We start from the raw sequence: 315 nt of genomic DNA, 5'->3' as shown, positions 1-315 counted from the left end.
CTTCCGCACAACGGGCTTCTGTCTGAGTCATCACCAGGCCGGGCATAACCCGGCCATTCACTGCACCTTCGGAGGTTAGCATGGCGTTATCTATTGTTGATTCTTGCGTGAACTGCTGGGCCTGTTACGACGTATGCCCGAGCGAAGCTATTTATGACAGCAAACCGCATTTCAAAATCAATGCGCGCAAATGTACAGAGTGTGAAGGGGATTATGCCCAGCCTCAATGCGCCAGTATTTGTCCGATTGAAGAGGCAATTCTGGATGCGTCTGGTGTGGCAATCAATCCACCGGGTTCCCTGACCGGTATTCCAC

General features: G+C 52.1%; 1 protein-coding gene. It reads left to right on the top strand.

Annotated elements, in window-relative coordinates; translation table 11 throughout:
- Positions 1–80: 80 nt before the first annotated feature.
- Positions 81–315, top strand: a 235-nt coding sequence (locus Q4563_RS18345) for a 4Fe-4S binding protein (RefSeq protein WP_303605528.1), incomplete at its 3' end; no start/stop codon positions are given.

The organism is Gilvimarinus sp. 1_MG-2023 (genome assembly GCF_030548285.1).
Note: the sequence above shows the minus strand (reverse complement) of the source record. Positions and strands in the feature narration are given on the sequence as shown.